Below are 2,975 nucleotides of genomic sequence, written 5' to 3'. Positions count from 1 at the left end.
ACTCCCTACACCGCTTGCGGCTGCATTTGCGGCTGGAATTGGAACAATGAGTACACCACATTGCGACGGATGTCAATCATCATTTCCAAGAAAGTTTCATAACCTTCCTGCTTATACTCAATTAAAGGATCTTTTTGCCCGTATCCGCGCAAGCCGACTGACTCTCGCAAAGCATCCATTGACTGTAAATGTTCCCGCCATAGAGTATCAATTTGCTGTAGGATAAAAAACCGTTCAGCTTGACGCATTAAACCTGGTTGAATTTGGTCTATTTGGGCTTCTTTGATGTCGTAGGCTTTCCGTACTTCTTCGTGCAAGAATAGTTTAATTTCAGTTACTGTCATATCATCCAAATCTTCTGGTTTCATGTCTTGGAGTAAATAGACAAATTCTTGCGTTTTTGATACGATGCTAGCCACATCCCACTCTTCTGGAGGCAATTCAGGATTAACATAAGCATCAACAATATCATCCATGGTTTTTTCCGCATATTGGACAACTTGTTCTTTCAAATCTAACCCTTCTAAAACCCGACGACGTTCCGCATAAATTGCCCGTCTTTGGTTATTCATCACCTCATCATACTCAAAGACTTGTTTCCGGGTATCGTAGTAGAAAGTTTCCACTTTTTTCTGTGCCCCTTCCAGAGAACGAGTTAACATTCCCGATTCAATGGGCATATCTTCCTCAACACGGAAAGCTTCCATTAATCCCGCCACGCGATCGCCACCAAAAATCCGTAGTAAGTTATCTTCTAAACTGAGGAAAAACTTAGTTGAACCGGGGTCACCTTGTCGTCCAGCCCGTCCCCGCAATTGGTTATCAATCCGGCGAGATTCGTGACGCTCAGTACCAATAACGTGAAGTCCACCACACTCGATTACTTCATTATGTTCTCGTTTGGTAAATGCTTCGTATTCTTGGCGAATTGCCTTATATATTGCCCGGATTTGTTGAATTACTGGGTCATCAGTAGGGGCATTTTCTGCTGCGACAGCGACTTTATCTTCTGCTTCTAGCTCTGGTAGACTTCTTTCACCATACTCTTTAACAGCAAAATCTACGGCTTGCTTAAGTTGTTGTTCTGTTTCTTTTGATAATTTGGTGGGAAATATTTGGGGGCTAGCTTTCCATGTTTTTACTTTCTTTCCAGGGGCAAAACCTTGAGCGGGCGGGCGACTACTTACTGGTATTCCCATCGATACGAAGGACTCTTCATCTTCTGGAATCACGATTTTGGGCATGAAGTATTCTCGTACTTTCAATCGTGCCATGTACTCAGCGTTACCACCTAAGATAATATCGGTTCCCCTTCCTGCCATGTTAGTGGCAATCGTAACTGCACCTTTTCTTCCGGCTTGGGCAATAATTTCTGATTCCCGTTCTACGTTTTCTGGGCGGGCGTTTAGTAGGTTGTGTTTTACTTCCAATTCGGAGAGAAGACGGGCAAGGAGTTCTGATTTTTCAACACTAGTTGTACCGACGAGAACTGGTCGTCCTGCTTCGTGCATTTCGGCACATTCTTGGGCAACTGCTTTCCATTTTGCTGGTTCAGTTTTGTAGACGACATCGGATAAGTCTCGCCTTCCAGCAGATCGGTTGGTGGGAATAATGGTAACTTGGAGGTTATAGATTTTTTCAAATTCTGATTCTTCTGTTTTAGCTGTTCCTGTCATCCCTGCTAATTTAGGATATAGAAGGAAGAAGTTTTGATAGGTAATGGTGGCTAGAGTTTGGGTTTCTTTTTGAATTTCCACGTCTTCTTTTGCTTCAATTGCTTGGTGAAGTCCGTCACTCCAGCGTCTTCCTTGCAATACTCTTCCGGTGAATTCATCTACGATGACGACTTCTCCATTTCGGACAATATAGTTAACATCGGGAACGAATAATTCTTTGGCTTTAATGGCGTTGAAAATATAATGCGCCCAGGGGTTTTCTGGGTCATATAAATCTCCAACTTTCAGGATATTTTCGGCTTCGATAAAGCCTTCATCTGTCATGATGACGTTGCGAGCTTTTTCATCGACTTCGTAATGTTCTTCGGCTTTGAGTTGTTTCGCTACTTCCGCCGCCCTCATGTAGTTTTGGGAAGGGCGCTCCACTTGTCCGGAAATAATTAGGGGTGTACGGGCTTCGTCGATGAGTACTGAGTCTACTTCGTCGATAATGCAGTAGTTAAAGGGGCGTTGCACTACTTCTGCCATGGAGGTTGCCATGTTATCTCGCAGGTAGTCGAATCCTAATTCACTGTTAGTGGCGTAGGTGATATCGCAGGCGTAATTTCGCTGACGCTCGGAGGGAGCCATGCCAGATTGTATCAGTCCGACGCTTAAGCCGAGGAAGCGATGGAGTTGTCCCATCCATTCTGCGTCACGACGGGCGAGGTAGTCGTTGACGGTAACGTTATGGACACCTCTACCTGAGAGGGCGTTGAGGTAGGCGGGGAGGGTGGAAACTAGGGTTTTTCCTTCGCCTGTCTTCATTTCGGCGATTTGTCCTTTGTGGAGGACAACACCTCCCATTACTTGTACATCAAAGTGACGCATTCCTAGAACTCGCCGTCCTGCTTCTCTGACTACTGCGAAGGCTTCTGGTAAGATATCGTCTAATACGTCTGCTCGTTCTTGATCGGTAGTCGCTTTTTCTAGTTGCTGTTTGAATTCTCCGGTTTTACCTTTGAGTTCGTCGTCAGAGAGTTTCTCGATATCTTCTTCTAAGATGTTAACTTCGGCAACGTAGGGTTGGTATTTTTTTAGTTTGCGGGCGTTGGGATCGCCAAGTATGGTTTTTAACATATCAGTATGGAGAAAGAGTTCAGGATTTGCAGGAGTTATAGGAGTTCAGAAGTAAAAAAGAACTCTTTTACTCGGCTTTTTGATTTTAACTGTAGATGGGCGCTACCGCTTTGGGGTAGCGTTTGTACGATCATCGTACCATTTTCTCTTGAAGTGGGATGGTACGGGGATCTTTACCAG

Annotated in this window: 1 protein-coding gene; it reads right to left on the bottom strand. The window is 44.5% G+C overall.

All coding sequences use genetic code 11. The features are described from left to right. Positions 1 to 5 precede the first annotated feature (5 nt). Positions 6 to 2,795: a preprotein translocase subunit SecA gene (gene secA, locus NJ959_RS27855; RefSeq protein ID WP_254015016.1), complete on the bottom strand. Its 2,790-nt coding sequence runs from the start codon at positions 2,793 to 2,795 to the stop codon at positions 6 to 8. Positions 2,796 to 2,975: the final 180 nt, after the last annotated feature.

Origin of the sequence: Limnofasciculus baicalensis BBK-W-15 (assembly GCF_024178385.1) — a bacterium.
GTDB lineage: Bacteria > Cyanobacteriota > Cyanobacteriia > Cyanobacteriales > Coleofasciculaceae > Limnofasciculus > Limnofasciculus baicalensis.
This window is presented reverse-complemented; position numbering and strand designations above follow the sequence as displayed.